This window comes from Pseudomonas sp. C2B4, from assembly GCF_013359695.1.
GTDB lineage: Bacteria > Pseudomonadota > Gammaproteobacteria > Pseudomonadales > Pseudomonadaceae > Aquipseudomonas.
The window spans coordinates 1-14626 of the sequence record NZ_JABFMU010000007.1; the positions used below are offsets into that span (position 1 = coordinate 1).

The window sequence follows — 14626 nt, forward strand, 5'->3', positions numbered from 1 at the left end:
AGCAAAAAGCGGCATAAGCACCGTAAACGGTGTCCGGGATTACTTGACCAGTTCAGCCTTTGTGGCGAGGGGATTTATCCCCGTTGGGTCGCGAAGCGGCCCTGAATCTGTGTCTAAGGTGTATCAGATAAACCGCATTCACCGGATTTGCGACTGCTTCGCAGCCGAACGGGGATAAATCCCCTCGCCACAAAGGCTCGCTCCCACAAAAGCCGGTGATGGGCCAATAAAAAAGGCGACAGGGATAGCCCTGTCGCCTTTTTCAGGTCAGTCGAGGTGCTTACTGCACTTCCACCGCCAGGCTTTCACTGATCTTTTGCTGCCAGATGGCAGGACCGGTGATGTGTACCGACTCGCCCTTGCTGTCGACTGCAACAGTCACAGGCATGTCCTTGACGTCGAACTCGTAGATCGCTTCCATCCCCAGTTCGGCGAACGCCACCACGCGGGATTTCTTGATCGCTTGCGCCACCAGGTAAGCCGCGCCGCCCACTGCCATCAGGTAAACGGCTTTGTGGTCCTTGATCGCGTCGATGGCGGTCGGGCCGCGCTCGGATTTGCCGATCATGCCCAGCAGGCCGGTTTGCTCGAGGATCTGACGGGTGAACTTGTCCATCCGCGTTGCAGTGGTCGGACCGGCAGGGCCCACCACTTCTTCGCGCACCGGATCAACCGGGCCGACGTAATAGATGAAGCGGCCTTTCAGGTCCACCGGCAAGGTTTCACCCTTGTTCAGCATCTCGACCATGCGCTTGTGCGCGGCGTCGCGACCGGTCAGCATCTTGCCGTTGAGCAGGACGGTTTCGCCCGGCTTCCAGCTCTGCACTTCTTCCGGAGTCAGGGTGTCGAGGTTGACGCGACGGGCCGACGGGCCGGCTTCCCAGACGATTTCCGGATAGGCGTCCAGCGGTGGCGCTTCCAGCGAGGCCGGGCCGGAACCGTCGAGCACGAAGTGCGCGTGACGGGTGGCGGCGCAGTTCGGGATCATGCACACCGGCAACGAAGCGGCGTGGGTCGGGTAGTCCATGATCTTCACGTCGAGCACGGTGGTCAGGCCACCGAGGCCCTGGGCGCCGATGCCCAGCTGGTTGACCTTCTCGAACAGCTCCAGACGCATTTCTTCGATGCGGTTCTGTGGGCCGCGGGCTTTCAGCTCGTGGATGTCGATGGATTCCATCAACACTTCCTTGGCCATCACCGCGGCTTTCTCGGCGGTACCGCCGATGCCGATGCCGAGCATGCCCGGTGGGCACCAGCCGGCGCCCATGGTCGGAACGGTCTTGAGCACCCAGTCGACGATCGAGTCGGACGGGTTGAGCATCGCCATTTTCGACTTGTTCTCGGAACCGCCGCCCTTGGCCGCCACGTCCACTTCCACGGTGTTGCCCGGAACGATGGAGTAGTGGATAACGGCCGGGGTGTTGTCCTTGGTGTTCTTGCGAGCGCCCGCCGGGTCGGCGAGGATCGAAGCGCGCAGGACGTTTTCCGGCAGGTTGTAGGCGCGACGCACGCCTTCGTTGATCATGTCGTCCAGGCTCATGGTCGCGCCATCCCAGCGCACGTCCATGCCCACACGGACAAACACGGTCACGATGCCGGTGTCCTGGCAGATCGGGCGGTGGCCGGTGGCGCACATGCGCGAGTTGATCAGGATCTGTGCCATGGAGTCACGGGCCGCTGGCGATTCTTCGCGCAGGTAGGCCTCGTGCATCGCCTGGATGAAATCCACGGGGTGGTAATAGGAAATGAACTGCAGGGCGTCGGCAACGCTCTGAATCAGGTCGTCTTGCTTGATCACGGTCATGAGTCGCGCTCCTCTAAAAGACGGGAACATTCAATAAGGTGCTTGCAGCTTGGGTGCATCGGTCGGTTGCAAGCACCTTTCAAGGCACGCCGGGCATGCTGGCGCGACGCTAAAAAGGCGCGGCAGTATACCGCGCCTCGCTCAAGGGCACACGCGCCGGTAGTCAATCGTTGGTCGCATATCGGACAGTGGACTTGACGGCGGATGTTCGTCCCTGAAAATTGATTAGTCATTTATCGGCCGCGCCACTAAAGTGACATCCAGTCTGTAGAGTAGGACGCTCTATCAGTCTCCTTTCATTCGGTGAGTCAACGATTGACCCATAACGCCATCCAGCGATTGCTAATCAAGCGTTTTTCCCTAGCGGCCGGCACCTACGCCCTGGCATTGCTATTGGTGTGGCTGGCGTTTTTTACCGGCCACTATCAGGACTCATTGGCGGGCATGGCCATGGGCAGCGCGCTGGTGGTGATCAGCCAGGCGGCCTTGTTCGCGGTGTTCTATTCCGGCTGCAATCTGCGTTTCGCCGACCCTAGCCTGACTGAAGCCCAAGTGTTGCTGGGGCTGGGTTGGCAAACCTGGCTGATTGCCCATCTGGATGATGCGCGCGGGGCGTTTCTGGTTTTTTATGTACTGATTTTGCTGTTCGGTCTGTTTCACCTGTCCCGACGCTCATTCCTGCGTTGTGCCTTACTGGTGTTCTTCAGTTTCAGCGCGATCACGCTGTGGGAGGGCTATCACTTCCAATTGCCCGATCCGGCACGGGCGGCGTTACAGGTTTGCGTGCTGTTGATCGTGCTGGTCTGGCTCGTGCTCTATGCCGGGTACGTCCAGGCCTCGCGTCACCGCATGCGTCAGCGGCGTTTTGCGCTGCAGGCGCACCAGGACACGCTGCGCGGGATGATGCGTCAGCTCGAAGACCTTGTCGCCACCGACGAATTGACCGGTCTCTTCAACCGCCGGCACTTTCTGCGCCTGGCTTCTCGCGAGCTCAAAGCCATGGATGCTGGCGTCATGCATGGCCTGGCGCTGATCGACCTCGACCATTTCAAACGCATCAATGACCTCCACGGCCATGCCGCTGGCGATCAGGTGCTGCAAGCCTTTGCCGGCGTGGCTACAGCTTGCTTGCGCGACGGTGACGTTCTGGCCCGTTACGGCGGCGAAGAGTTCGTGGTGCTGCTTCCTGATTGCGATGCCGACAGTCTGACCTTGTGCTGCGAACGGCTGCGTATCGCGTTCACCGATGTCGAGTTGATTGGTTTGAATGTGCGTAACCTCAGCCTGTCCGCCGGCATGACGCTGCTGGAGCAAGGTGACGATCTCGACGAGGCCTTGCAGCGGGCCGACCAGGCGCTGTATCGCGCCAAGCGCGACGGGCGCAACCGTTGCGCGGCGGCATGGGAAAACGTCGATGCCTGAGTTGCGCGTGGGCGACCGCCAGTGGTCGGTGGCGGCGGGCAGCAATCTGCTCGATGCCCTGAATCAGAACGGCGTGGCGGTGCCCTATAGTTGTCGCGCCGGCAGTTGCCATGCCTGCCTGGTGCAATGCGTGCAAGGACTGCCGAGCGACAGTCGCCCCGATGCCTTGAGCGCGGAGCAGCGTCAGCAAGGCTGGCGCCTGGCTTGCCAGTGCCAGGTGGTCGAGGACTTGCAGGTGCACACCTTCGACCCGCAACACGACGGCCGCCCGGCCGAGGTGGTTGCCGTCGATTGGTTGAGCGACAGCGTCCTGCGCCTGCGCCTGACTCCCCAGCGTCCGATGCGCTATAGCGCCGGGCAGCACCTGGTGTTGTGGGCAGGCAACATCGCGCGGCCGTATTCCCTCGCCAGCCTGCCGGAAGACGACCGTTTCCTTGAGTTCCACCTCGATTGTCGCCTGCCGGGGGAGTTCAGTGATGCGGCGCGCCAGCTGAAAATCGGCGATCCGATCCGCCTGGGCGAGTTGCGCGGGGGGGCCTTGCACTACGATCCGGACTGGCACGCCCGACCGCTGTGGCTGATGGCCTCCGGCACCGGGCTGGGGCCCTTGTTCGGCGTGCTGCGCGAAGCGATGCGCCAGGATCACCAGGGCGCTATCCGCGTCATTCACCTGGCCCATGATGCCAACGAGCATTATCTGGCCAAGCCGTTGCAGGCCATGGCGGCCAGCCGTCCGAACCTGAGTATCGAACTGTGGACTGCGGCCGAGTTGCCTGCGGCTTTGGCGCAACTGCGGCTTGTTTCACGGCAAACCCTGGCCCTACTCTGCGGAGCCCCCGACAGTGTCGATGCCTTTGCTCGGCGCTTGTACCTGGCGGGATTGCCGCGCAACCAACTGCTGGCCGATGTCTTCCTGCCCCGTGGTTGAGCGCTGACTTTCAGACGCGAGACCGACCATGACCGATGCCATCCAGATCGAACGCGAACGCGGCCTGCTCACGCTGCGCCTGAATCGCCCCGAGAAGAAAAACGCCCTTACCCGCGCCATGTACAGCCACCTGGCCGAAGCGCTGAAGCAGGCCGACAGCGACCCTGAAATCAATGCGGTGCTGATCACCGGTTCCAGCGAATGTTTCACCGCCGGCAACGACATCGCCGACTTCATCCAGCAACCTCCGGGCAACCTCGACAGCCCGGTATTCCAATTCATGCTCAACCTGTTCGAATGCCGCAAACCAGTGATCGCTGCCGTGGCCGGGGCTGCCGTGGGCATTGGCACGACGCTGTTGCTGCACTGCGACCTGGTGTACGTCAGTCGTGACGCGCGTTTGCGCATGCCGTTCGTCAACCTTGGCCTGTGTCCGGAATTCGGTTCCAGCCTGATCCTGCCGCGCCTGCTCGGGCAGGCCAAGGCCGCTGAGTTGTTGTTGCTCGGTGAAGGGTTCAATGGTGAGCAGGCGGCTGCGTGGGGCATTGCGTCCGAGGCCTTGGGCAGTGGCGAAGAGGCCTTGGCCAGGGCGCGGGAGATGGCCCTGCGTTTCGAGTCGTTGCCGCCTGAGGCGGTACGCATCAGCAAGCAATTGATGAAAGCGTCGGATCGGGAGTTGCTGAGAAAGGTAATAGAGGAAGAGGGCGCGTTGTTTACCCAGCGGTTGCGTTCGCCGGAGGCGATGGCGGCGTTGGTGGGGTTTATCAACAGGCATTGAGAGTTGTGGTGAGTGTGCTGTCCTCTTCGCGAGCAGGCTCGCTCCCACAGTAGAGCGGTGTATGCCGTGCCATTGTGGGAGCGAGCCTGCTCGCGAAGAGGGCAGCACTAACAACACAGCATCAGGACCAGAAACCAAAAAGCCCCGCCATTCACATGGCGGGGCTTTTGCCTTTCAGCAACCGGTCACTCAGACCTGAGGGTCGCCAACGTGCAGGATCTTCATGCCGTTGGTGCCGCCGGTGGTGTGGTAGCTGTCGCCCTTGGTCAGGATCACCCAGTCGCCTTTCTCCACCACGCCGCGCTTGACCAGTTCGTCGATGGCTTTCTGGCTGACTTCGTTCGGTGCCAGCGACGCCGGATCGAACGGAATGGTGTACACGCCACGGAACATCGCCGCGCGGGCCTGGGCTTCGCGGTGCGGGGTGAACGCGTAGATCGGCACCGAGGAGCGGATGCGCGACATGATCAGCGGGGTGTAGCCGCTTTCGGTCAATGCGATGATCGCTTTCACACCCGGGAAGTGGTTGGCCGTGTACATGGTGGCCAGGGCGATGCTCTCGTCGCAACGCTCGAACGTCTTGCCGATGCGGTGGCTGGAGGTCTTGCTGGTCGGGTGCTTTTCAGCGCCGATGCAGATGCGGGCCATGGCCTGCACCGCTTCCAGCGGATAGGCGCCGGCGGCGGACTCGGCCGAGAGCATTACCGCGTCGGTGTAGTCGAGCACGGCGTTGGCCACGTCGGACACTTCGGCGCGAGTCGGCATCGGGTTCTGGATCATCGACTCCATCATCTGGGTCGCGACAATCACCGCCTTGTTGTGGCGACGTGCATGCAGAATGATCTTCTTCTGAATGCCCACCAGCTCGGCGTCGCCGATTTCCACGCCCAGGTCACCACGGGCAACCATCACCGCGTCGGACGCCTGGATCAGGTCATCAAGGGTTTCGTCGTCGGCAACGGCTTCGGCACGTTCGATCTTCGCCACCAGCCAGGCAGTACCGCCGGCTTCGTCGCGCAATTGACGGGCGTATTGCATGTCGGCGGCATCACGCGGGAAGGAAACGGCCAGGTAATCCAGGTCCATTTCCGCAGCGAGCTTGATGTCGGCCTTGTCTTTCTCGGTCAGGGCCGGGGCGGTCAGGCCACCACCGCGACGGTTGATGCCTTTGTGGTCCGACAGCGGGCCGCCGATGGTCACGGTGCAGTGCAGTTCGGTGGCGGTGGCGGTATCGACGCGCATCACAACGCGACCGTCGTCGAGCAGCAGTTCGTCGCCCACGCCGCAGTCCTTGACCAGGTCCGGGTAGTCGATGCCGACCACTTGCTGGTTGCCTTCGGTCAGCGGATGGCTGGTGGAGAAGGTGAATTGATCACCGATCTTCAGCTCGATACGCTTGTTGGCGAATTTGGCGATACGGATTTTCGGGCCTTGCAGGTCACCCAGCAGGGCGACGAAGCGGCCGTGCTTGGCGGCCAGGTCACGCACCAGCTTCGCGCGAGCCTTGTGCTCGTCGGGGGTGCCGTGGGAGAAGTTCAGGCGGGCGACGTCCAGGCCAGCCAGAATCAGCTGTTCGAGAACTTCCGGCGAGTTACTGGCCGGGCCAAGGGTAGCGACGATTTTGGTACGACGGACGGACATGCAAAGACTCCTGAGTTCAAGCGCTGAGTGAGGCTACTATGCTCCGTGGGTGTAGTCATTGTTCGTTTGCACTACTTTTCAGTTTCTTTATTGAACGCGCCAACTTTGTGCCGGGCCGCCTGAAGAATTCCGTCCACAGGTCGATACAGCGTTCAAGACAGGAGATCCCCCATGCGATTCGTGCTCATTGCCGCCCTTGCCCTTAGTGTCGTAAGCGTCGCGGGCTGCACCCGTTTTTCCATGAACCATCATTTGAACCTTGCCTACAGCGCCTATGAGCGGGGCAACTGCGAGCAGGTCATGCTCGAATTGTCCAAGGTCGAACGCGCCAGCCGGGCGCGACCTTACGTCTGGCCGGAAGTGTCGATGATGCGCGGTCAGTGCCTGGAACGGCAGAAAATGTTCATCGATGCCGCCCAGACGTATCAATTCATCATCGCCTCGTACCCGCAAAGCGAGTACGCCTACCGCGCTCGTGCTCGCCTGGAAACTTTGCAGAGCCTGGGCCACTATCCGACCCGCAGTACCGTGGCGGTGCGTCCGACGCAGTTCTGATGGCAACTGTCATCTCATGGCTGGCCGACCGGCGGTGGTGAGCTATAGTCGAATAATCCGGTCTGGAGCCTTGCCTCCGGACCGAGGCAACACCTGTGATCGGCAGGCGTAAGCGACAGCGGTTGATGGACTGTCGCACCGGGATCGGGGAGAGCGGGCCGCTCATGTCTGGAAATCAGCAGGCAGGCCTGTTCCGAAGCATTAGTGCGGCCCTGCTTAAGGGCCTTGCGTAGCGAATTCAGCATGTTCACTGACCGCCGGATCGAGCGGCATCAACTGCCGTATTTTCTGAAAGTGTTCAACAGCATCACCGACAAACCCATCGGCTATCTGGGCAACGTCTCCGCAGACGGGCTGATGCTGATCAGTCAATTGCCGATGATGATCGGCGCAGACTTCGATTTGCGCCTCAAAATCCCCGCCAGCGATGGGTGCCAGCAGATCATCGACCTGCGGGCGTGTTGCCTGTGGTGCCACGAAGACGCCACCCCCCACCATTATGACGCCGGGTTCAGCCTGCAACGGGCACCGCCGGAATATGGGCAACTGGTGGAGGCGTTGAGGCAGTACTTCAGTTTTCAGACGTTGCCGGCGTCGGCCTGAGTGCAAGCATCAAAAGCTTCGCGAGCAGGCTCGCTCCCACAGTTTATCGGCGTGATTAACAACATCCCTGTGGGAGCGAGCCTGCTCGCGAAAGCGCCAGTGCAAACGATGCAAATCTGACAGGCAGATCAAGCACTCCCACTGCGCTTCCAGCTCAAGTATTGCGTCACCAATTGCGTGCCCAATTCCCCGGGCCGCGCATCCAGCACCGGTACACCATGGGCGCTTAACCGTTCATGCAGTTCGGCCCGTGCATTCAAGTAATCCACCGTCCCGCAATAAACCAGGGCCTCGGGCAATGTCTGTACCGGTGTTTCCCGCAGATGGTCGAGCACGTCTTCGCGCAGGCTGGCGACCAGCACCCGATGCTGTTTGCTCAAGCGTTTGACCGCCGTGAGCAGTTCTTCGTCGTCCTCATCCCGCAGGTTGGTCACCAGCACCACCAGCGCCCGGCGTTTCTGTCGAGCGAGCAGTTGAGTGATGGCGGCTTGATAGTCGGCGCTGCGTTGGCTGCTGCTCAGGTCGTAGACCGTGTTGAGCAGGACATTGAGTTGCCCGCTGCCTTTGACCGGGGCGAGGTAGCGCGGTTGGTCACTGGCGAATGTGCTCAGCCCCACTGCATCACCCTGGCGCAGCGCAACGTAGCTCAGCAGCAGGCAGGCATTGAGCGCGTGATCGAAATGCGCCAGCTCACCGTCCTGGCTGCGCAGGCGGCGACCACAGTCGAGCATGAAAATAATCTGCTGGTCGCGTTCGTCCTGATATTCCCGGGCAATCGGTGTGCGCTGGCGGGCGGTGGCTTTCCAGTCGATTTGCCGCAGGCTGTCGCCCTCGCGAAATTCTCGCAGCTGATGAAACTCCAGCCCTTGGCCCCGGCGTTGACGCTGACGCACGCCGAGCTGGCTGAGCCAGTTATCCACAGCCAGCAATTGGCCGCCATAGAGATGGGCGAAGTCGGGATAGACACGGGTGTGATCGGTCACGTTCAGCAAGCGCTTGTCGGACCACAGGCCCAACGGACCCGGCAGGTTGACTTCGCAGTGTTCGAAGCTGAAGTGACCGCGCTTGAGCGGACGCAGGCGATAACCCGTCCGACAACGCTGGTCGGGCAGCAATGGCATCGATAGCGGCAGGTTGTCGAAACTCAGGCCGTCGGGCACATGGTCGAAGAGTTGCAGGTCCAGAGGTTGGGTAAAGTCATGTTCAACCTCCAGCGCTATTTCACTCCAGCGACCCAGGGCCAGACTGCCGGGCAGGTGCCGTTGCACGCGGGGAGAGGGCAGGCGTTTGAGGCGGATGGCATCGAGAAGCGCCAGGACCAGCAGCGCTAACAGCAGACCCCAGTTGATTCGCGACAGATACGCGGGCACTGCAAATTCCAGAGCCTGCATGGCACCCAGCACGATGCCGATGGCCAGCAGTACGGCGAGCCAGAGCAGGAGCAGGCGGGTGGGTTTCACAGGCGAGGCGCCGGTACTTGATCGAGCAGCTGTCGCAACACCTGATCCACTTCCAAACCTTCGATATCCAGCTCCGGCGCGATACGCACGCGATGCCGCAGCACCGCCAGCGCGCAGCCTTTTATGTCATCCGGAATCACGAACTCGCCACCGCGCAACAGCGCCCGCGCCCTCGCGCAACGTACCAGCGCAATCGAGGCCCGGGGCCCGGCACCCAGGGTCAGGCCCGGCCAGCTGCGGGTAGTGCGGGCCAGGCGTACGGCGTAATCCAGCACCTGATCATCCAGCGGCAGGTCACTGGCGATGCGTTGCAAGGCCAGCACATCCTTGGCCTGCAGTACTGTGCGCAGTGGCTGCACGTCGAGCATGTCGGCCCGGGTCGAGCGACTGACCTGGCGCACCATGTTCAACTCCTGCTCGGCATCGGGGTAATCCATGCGCACTTTGAGCATGAAGCGATCCAGCTCCGCTTCCGGTAGTGGATAAGTGCCTTCCTGTTCGATGGGGTTTTGCGTGGCCAGCACCATGAACGGTTGCGCGATGGGCAGGGCGCGGCCTTCAAGGGTGACTTGCCGCTCCTGCATGGCTTCGAGCAGCGCGGCCTGGGTTTTCGCCGGAGCGCGGTTGATCTCGTCGGCCAGCAGCAGGTTAGTGAACAGGGGACCTTTGCGCAGTTTGAACTGCTCGGTCTGCAAGTCGTACACCGCATGCCCGGTGACGTCGCTGGGCATCAGGTCCGGGGTGAACTGGATGCGTGCGAATTCGCCACCGAAACAGCGTGCCAGTGCCCGCACCAACAAGGTCTTGCCCAGCCCTGGCACGCCCTCAAGCAACACGTGCCCACCGGCAATCAATGCCGTCAGCACATCGTCGATCACGCTGTTCTGGCCGATCACGGCCTTTTGCAGTTCGCCGCGTATCGCTTGAGCCAACTGGCTGGCGCGTTGTCGTTGCACGGCGGCATGGCTGGAGGCGTCGGGCTCGATCGGACTCATAAGGCATTCCTCAATGTTTGCAGATGGGCGACCTGACGGCTGAATTCCGCGCTGGACAGTCGCTGCTTCGGTCGCGGGCTCATGGCCTGGCTGATCGCGCGTGTGGGTTGACCGGTCAGGCGTGCAAGCACCAACCATTGTTCGGCGACGCCGAGCTGGTCATACCCGGGATGACGATGGCGGACACGGCGCAAAATGTCTTGCTGCAGCGTTTGCAGCAGGCTGTGCTGACCGTTGCGACGCAACATGAAGTCGGCACTGGCGCGCAGGTGCTCCTGCAATTGCCGGCGCGCTTTCGGTACCGGTTCCTGTAGGGGCCCCTGACGCACGCCGAAATGCCAGAAACCCAGGCCGATCAAGGCAATCAGGGCAACCAGGGCCTGGGGGAAATAGCGCAGCAGCAGAGTCCACAGGTTGTCGTGTTCGGTGTCATAAAGCAGGGTCACGCTCGTGTCCGCCGTCAAATACCAAAGCAGCCACGCGTTGTCATACTGGTCGATGGCCGGGGTTTTCCACAGGTCCGCGTCGGTCACCACGATGATCGAACCGTGCCCATGGTTGAGCTGCATCATGTGGGTGGCCCTGGCACTGTTGGCCCAGGTCTGGGCAAGGTTCTTCGGGTCTTCGAGATGGAACGCGGTGTCGAAGCTGGCGTAGGCCGGCGCTTCTTCGTTTTCCAGATACAGCTTGGTCAGTTTCGGGTAGGGGTCATCGGTGTCGGGCGGCGGGTCCTTGAGGTCTTTGCTCAAGAACTGGTGCAGCTGTACCCGATCAAGCAACGTGTCATTGCTCTGCCCGGTCTTTTCATCCCACAACGACTGAGCGACAAACAACAGTCGCCCGCCGGCCCGTACCCAGTTCATCACTTGATCGATTTGCCGTGGCGTCATGTTGTAGCGATCCCCCAGCAGCAACAGGCTGCGCTGATGCGGCTCCAGGCTGGGCAGGATGTCGAGGCCGTTGGCATGGCTGACGGAGAGGCCCTGTTTACGCAGGAAATGTTCGGCGGCCAGGTAGGGATTGGCGTGGGCTTCGGGCGAAGGGCCGTGATCGATTTCAACCGGGTAGGGCGTGGCCTTCAGGTACAACCAGGCACTCAGCGCAGCCAGCAGTACGGCGATCAACGCGCCGAGCATCAGCGGCCAGGCACGCCGGCTCAACGGCGTGCTCCCGGGCCGAACAGGGCGCGCCAGCCTTCACACAGTTCTTGTTGCAGATGCGCGGCGGGCAGGCGATGCCCATAGGCCATGTTCTGCCAGTGTCTGGTCAGGTTTTGGCTGAAGTTCAGCAGGGCCGGTTGTTGCAATTGCGCCACGCGCTCCAGCACCTGGCCTTCGGTGTCGGCCTCTTTCAACGCAATGTTGAAGTCGTGCAGCAAGTGGCTGAGCAGGGCACGATAGAGTAATCCCAGCGCTTCCCGGGGTTGGGTTTGCCAGAGACTTTCGGCCGTGGCGGCGATGTCGGCCGGTAAAGTCTCGCGGTTGATATTCAGGCCGAACGCCTGTTGTGTCATCGGCGGTACGGCTTTTTTAACGGGAGATTGGCGACGGCTGACAAAGGCCTGCAGCCAGTCGCGGTACCGCCAGATCAACAGGCCGACTGCTGCAATCACGGTGCCCCATAGCATGACCTCGATCAGGGTGGCGATGGCGCCGAGGCGCTGGCTGTCAAACAGCTCGAACAGCGCTTTCAGCCAGTCCGGTGTGTTGCTGTCTTCCGATGTTTCGGGGGTGGCGTTGTCTTCGCCAAATCGATAACGGGTGAGCGTCTCCTTATTTTTGAATGGAGGTTGATCGAGGATCGCCTTGATGCTGTCCCGGGCCGCCTGGCTGGTCAGGGGCTGGGTCAGCAAACGTGGACTGTCGGGTGAAGGGGCCGGCTCGGCGGCCCAGGCGCTTTGCCCCGTCGGCGCCAGCAGGATCACCGCCAGTAACAACGCGACGGCGGTACTGCTCAAGCGCTGGCGCAGGCGTCGGAACACCAGCTCAATGTCCCAGGCCTCCAGCACCGTGCGCCGGTTCAGATAAAGGCTGAAGCCGCAGGCGACATAGATGGGCTCCCAAACCACCAGCACCAGGGCGTAGAAGGCGTTGGTCAGGTGTTCCAGCCAGCGCCAATCCTGGGTGGCGGCGGTTATCAGCGACTGCCAGCTCCAGTCGAGGGCCACTTGTTGCGGCAGGAGCAGATAGAACATCGCCATCAGACCGATCCACAGTGCCGTCTCCAGGTGAACGCCAATCAACGTCAGCCATCGCGCCGCGCTGGCATCGCGCTGCAACAACACCTGCAAACGCTGTTGCCGTGCCTCACCCGCCAGGCCTTCGAGCTGCACCACCGGCAGCAGAAAGCTGCGGCTCAGGCTCAGCCGCCGCCAGGTCAGGCTGGCCAGCAGCTGTGGCTTGAGCAGTCGCGGCCATTGGTAAAGGGCCTGCTTCAATGTGGGGGTTTCACCAAACAGGGCCTTGGACAAGATGTACAGCGGCAGGCGCTCGAATGCTGGCTTCAACCACCAGAAGATAAACACCGCGAGGGAGGGCGACTCCCAGAATGCCCAGGTCAACAGTGCAAAAACCGGCAGGGTCACCATGGCCCAACTGGTCATCAGCAGGCGTCGATGGCGCTGGCTCAACAGCACCCCGAGGTCCATGGCCTCCCAGGTGGGGCGCGGGCGGATCACCACACTGGCATCACTCAGGCGCATGGCGGGTCCGTCCGGCAAACAGTAGATAAACCGCGACCAACAGCCAGAGCGCCGCTCCGACCAGGTATTTAATGAGGGGCGTCGGTGCCGTCATCGACGACCAGTAGGCTTCGATAAATGCCGCAATCAGCAGAAACAGCATGACCCCGCAAATCAGCAGCACGCTCTTGCGCGCTGCCAGACGCAAGGCCTCGGCACGGGGCAGTCGTCCCGGTGCAATCAACGCCCAGCCGAGTTGCAGGCCGGCGGCGCCGGCGAGGGCGATGGCGGTCAGTTCGAAAGCGCCATGGCCGATCACGAAAGACCAGAAGGTCTGCCCGTAGCCGATCTGCGTCAGATGCCCGGCCACAGCGCCGATGATCAAGCCGTTGTAAAACAGGAAAAACGCGCTGCCCAGGCCAAACAGCAAACCGCTGGCGAAGGTCTGAAAAGCAATGCCGATGTTGTGCATGATGTAGTAGCCGAACATCACCCAGTCTTCGCTGGCCGCCCGTTCCGCCGAGCGCCCGAGGTGACCGGCGGCCGGGTCGTACATGCTTTGCATTTCGCTGATCTGCGGGGCCGGGAGCAGGTTGTAGACCAGGTCCGGAAACCGGTAGACCAGCAACGCGATGCCGATCAGGCTGCCGAAAAACATCAGGCTGGCGGCAAGCACGAAGCGCCACTGTTCGCGCACCAGTCGGGGGAAGTCCGCGAGAATGAAAGACAGGGCATTGGCACCCAATCGGCTGCGATGGCGATACAGCTGTTGATGCCCGCGCAGGACTTGTTGCTGCAACGAGTCAATGAGGAAACTGCTGTAACCGCGCTCCCGGGCCAGTGCCAGGTGTTGGCAGATGCGCCGATAATCACCGGGAAAACTCGTGATACCGGTGGCGTTGGTGTCCTGCTCCAGCCTTTGCAGCAAGCCGTCGAATTGCTCCCATTCGGCCATGTGCCGATGTTCGAAAAGGCTTTGTTTCATGCCGGCCCCAACAAGCCGCGGGCGATGCCATTGAGTTCGGCCACGGCGTGTGGCGCTGGAACCTGCAACGGCTGCGCGAGGATCGAGGCCAGTTCATTGACCCTGGCGTTGGAGAGTTCAGCCTGGCGTTCGGCGAACCCGAGGATGGCGCGTTGCTCGGTCAGTGTCAGGGTAAATGCCGGGCGGCGCGGCTGGGCGGGAGGGAGTTGCGGCCGGGTGAGGGGTTGTTCGCGGTATATCACCAGGGTGCCGGCGGCAAGATCGCCGAGGCGTTTGAAGCTGGAATGGTTAAGGCAACTGATGGCCCCAAGGAAGTAACCGAACGGCAGCAGATCGACAAAGCGCAACAGGTTGCGCAGCAGCGACGCGGACCAGCCAATGGGAGTGCCATCGTCCTGCACCACACACAAACCCATCCACTGCTTGCCGGGGGAGCGGCCCTGATTGAACACTTCAAACAGCACCATGTACCACCAGCTCACGCCGAAGATCAGCAGCGAGCCGAGCCCTGCACCGAGTTTGCCCAGCATCGCCAAGACAAGGAACAGCGCGCCGAGAATCAGGCCGCGCAATGCCAGATCAATGGAAAACGCCAGCGCACGAACCATCAGCCCGGCCGGGCGCAGTGGTAAATCGATGCCTTCGGGTGTTTCGACCTGATACCGCGTATCCAGTGGCGGGGACAGCGATGCTTTCCTTGGCGGTGCTGCGGTCTCGAGCATGGGCAACCTGATGTTGTGGCCTGATCGGGATTGTCTTGTCCCCTCGATGCTAG

The 14626-nt window shown here is 61.7% G+C and carries 13 protein-coding genes; 5 read left to right on the forward strand and 8 right to left on the reverse strand.

What is annotated here, in order from left to right:
* Positions 1 to 280: 280 nt before the first annotated feature.
* A complete protein-coding gene (locus HNQ83_RS07550; protein ID WP_095193134.1) occupies positions 281 to 1804 on the reverse strand; it encodes a fumarate hydratase in 1524 nt (507 codons plus the stop codon).
* 315 nt (positions 1805 to 2119) lie between these two features.
* Here HNQ83_RS07550 and HNQ83_RS07555 point away from each other — a divergent pair, with 315 nt between their 5' ends.
* The 3 genes from HNQ83_RS07555 to HNQ83_RS07565 are packed head-to-tail and all read left to right on the forward strand — an operon-like array spanning position 2120 to position 4932.
* Complete coding sequence (locus HNQ83_RS07555) at positions 2120 to 3226, forward strand: diguanylate cyclase (RefSeq protein ID WP_175388374.1); 1107 nt, start codon at positions 2120 to 2122, stop codon at positions 3224 to 3226.
* The gene (locus tag HNQ83_RS07560; protein ID WP_175388375.1) at positions 3219 to 4154 is read left to right on the forward strand and encodes an iron-sulfur-binding ferredoxin reductase; all 936 of its coding nucleotides are present in this window, start codon (positions 3219 to 3221) and stop codon (positions 4152 to 4154) included. Before HNQ83_RS07555 ends, HNQ83_RS07560 begins: the two co-directional genes overlap by 8 nt.
* 28 nt (positions 4155 to 4182) lie before the next feature.
* Positions 4183 to 4932 carry an enoyl-CoA hydratase-related protein gene (locus tag HNQ83_RS07565; protein WP_175388376.1) on the forward strand — a complete coding sequence of 250 codons (750 nt, stop codon included), beginning with the start codon at positions 4183 to 4185 and terminating at the stop codon, positions 4930 to 4932.
* Between the two features lie 189 nt (positions 4933 to 5121).
* Here HNQ83_RS07565 and pyk read toward each other — a convergent pair whose 3' ends face one another.
* A complete protein-coding gene (pyk, locus tag HNQ83_RS07570) occupies positions 5122 to 6573 on the reverse strand; it encodes a pyruvate kinase (protein WP_175388377.1) in 1452 nt (483 codons plus the stop codon).
* A gap of 171 nt (positions 6574 to 6744) precedes the next feature.
* Between pyk and HNQ83_RS07575 the strand changes: the two genes are divergently transcribed.
* Both HNQ83_RS07575 and HNQ83_RS07580 read left to right on the forward strand, forming a co-directional pair.
* Positions 6745 to 7128 (forward strand): tol-pal system YbgF family protein, encoded by a 384-nt coding sequence (locus tag HNQ83_RS07575; protein WP_175388378.1) that lies wholly within the window; start codon positions 6745 to 6747, stop codon positions 7126 to 7128.
* 243 nt (positions 7129 to 7371) lie between these two features.
* A complete protein-coding gene (locus HNQ83_RS07580; protein ID WP_175388379.1) occupies positions 7372 to 7731 on the forward strand; it encodes a PilZ domain-containing protein in 360 nt (119 codons plus the stop codon).
* A gap of 128 nt (positions 7732 to 7859) precedes the next feature.
* Here the strand turns inward: HNQ83_RS07580 and HNQ83_RS07585 are convergent, their stop codons facing one another.
* The 6 genes from HNQ83_RS07585 to HNQ83_RS07610 are packed head-to-tail and all read right to left on the reverse strand — an operon-like array spanning position 7860 to position 14573.
* Positions 7860 to 9191, reverse strand: coding sequence for a DUF58 domain-containing protein (locus HNQ83_RS07585; RefSeq protein WP_175388380.1), 1332 nt, complete (start codon positions 9189 to 9191; stop codon positions 7860 to 7862).
* Positions 9188 to 10186 carry a MoxR family ATPase gene (locus tag HNQ83_RS07590; RefSeq protein ID WP_175388381.1) on the reverse strand — a complete coding sequence of 333 codons (999 nt, stop codon included), beginning with the start codon at positions 10184 to 10186 and terminating at the stop codon, positions 9188 to 9190. Before HNQ83_RS07590 ends, HNQ83_RS07585 begins: the two co-directional genes overlap by 4 nt.
* Positions 10183 to 11346, reverse strand: a complete 1164-nt coding sequence (locus HNQ83_RS07595) for a DUF4350 domain-containing protein (RefSeq protein ID WP_175388382.1) — start codon at positions 11344 to 11346, stop codon at positions 10183 to 10185. Before HNQ83_RS07595 ends, HNQ83_RS07590 begins: the two co-directional genes overlap by 4 nt.
* A complete protein-coding gene (locus HNQ83_RS07600) occupies positions 11343 to 12887 on the reverse strand; it encodes a DUF4129 domain-containing protein (RefSeq protein ID WP_175388383.1) in 1545 nt (514 codons plus the stop codon). The genes HNQ83_RS07595 and HNQ83_RS07600 overlap by 4 nt, the downstream gene beginning before the upstream one ends.
* Positions 12874 to 13851: a stage II sporulation protein M gene (locus HNQ83_RS07605; RefSeq protein WP_175388384.1), complete on the reverse strand. Its 978-nt coding sequence runs from the start codon at positions 13849 to 13851 to the stop codon at positions 12874 to 12876. Before HNQ83_RS07605 ends, HNQ83_RS07600 begins: the two co-directional genes overlap by 14 nt.
* Positions 13848 to 14573: an RDD family protein gene (locus HNQ83_RS07610; protein WP_175388385.1), complete on the reverse strand. Its 726-nt coding sequence runs from the start codon at positions 14571 to 14573 to the stop codon at positions 13848 to 13850. Before HNQ83_RS07610 ends, HNQ83_RS07605 begins: the two co-directional genes overlap by 4 nt.
* Positions 14574 to 14626 lie beyond the last annotated feature (53 nt).

Bases quoted from the DNA above. Each gene is read 5' to 3' on its own strand.
- HNQ83_RS07550 (WP_095193134.1), bottom strand. From the start codon at position 1,804: ATGACCGTGATCAAGCAAGACGACCTGATTCAGAGCGTTGCCGACGCC.
- HNQ83_RS07560 (WP_175388375.1), top strand. From the start codon at position 3,219: ATGCCTGAGTTGCGCGTGGGCGACCGCCAGTGGTCGGTGGCGGCGGGC.
- HNQ83_RS07565 (WP_175388376.1), top strand. From the start codon at position 4,183: ATGACCGATGCCATCCAGATCGAACGCGAACGCGGCCTGCTCACGCTG.
- pyk (WP_175388377.1), bottom strand. From the start codon at position 6,573: ATGTCCGTCCGTCGTACCAAAATCGTCGCTACCCTTGGCCCGGCCAGT.
- HNQ83_RS07575 (WP_175388378.1), top strand. From the start codon at position 6,745: ATGCGATTCGTGCTCATTGCCGCCCTTGCCCTTAGTGTCGTAAGCGTC.
- HNQ83_RS07580 (WP_175388379.1), top strand. From the start codon at position 7,372: ATGTTCACTGACCGCCGGATCGAGCGGCATCAACTGCCGTATTTTCTG.
- HNQ83_RS07590 (WP_175388381.1), bottom strand. From the start codon at position 10,186: ATGAGTCCGATCGAGCCCGACGCCTCCAGCCATGCCGCCGTGCAACGA.
- HNQ83_RS07600 (WP_175388383.1), bottom strand. From the start codon at position 12,887: ATGCGCCTGAGTGATGCCAGTGTGGTGATCCGCCCGCGCCCCACCTGG.
- HNQ83_RS07605 (WP_175388384.1), bottom strand. From the start codon at position 13,851: ATGAAACAAAGCCTTTTCGAACATCGGCACATGGCCGAATGGGAGCAA.
- HNQ83_RS07610 (WP_175388385.1), bottom strand. From the start codon at position 14,573: ATGCTCGAGACCGCAGCACCGCCAAGGAAAGCATCGCTGTCCCCGCCA.